Annotated in this window: 1 protein-coding gene; it reads left to right on the top strand. The window is 66.8% G+C overall.

Going from position 1 to position 374, the window contains the following annotated elements; genetic code table 11:
* On the top strand, window positions 1-374 hold a 374-nt coding region (locus EN852_RS35550), incomplete at both ends, for a TRAP transporter large permease subunit (RefSeq protein WP_135879656.1).

The following is a 374-nucleotide window of genomic DNA, read 5'->3' on the forward strand; positions in this document are numbered from 1 at the left end:
GGCGCTCGACGCCGGGACGCTCGGCCACGGCGTGATCTCGCTGATCGTGGCGCTGCTGGTCGCAGGCGCGATCTCCTATGCGGCCTATCGGTACCTCGCGCCGGCGCATGGCGACAACGCGGACATCCTGGGCGCCGCCGTCGGCGTGATCGTCATCTACATTGTGGCGATTGCCGACCAGCGGCTGCACATCAACATGATGTCGAAGCTGGCGCAGCAGGTGGTGATTGTGCTCATCCCGCCGCTGGCGCTGATCTTCCTCGTGCTCGGCACCATCTTCCTCGGCATCGCCACGCCGACCGAGGGGGGCGCGATGGGTTCGGTTGGCGCGTTGATTATGGCCGCGGCAAAGGGGCGGCTGTCGTTCGACGTCA

Origin of the sequence: Mesorhizobium sp. M2E.F.Ca.ET.209.01.1.1 (assembly GCF_004010375.2) — a bacterium.
Taxonomy (GTDB): Bacteria; Pseudomonadota; Alphaproteobacteria; order Rhizobiales; family Rhizobiaceae; genus Mesorhizobium.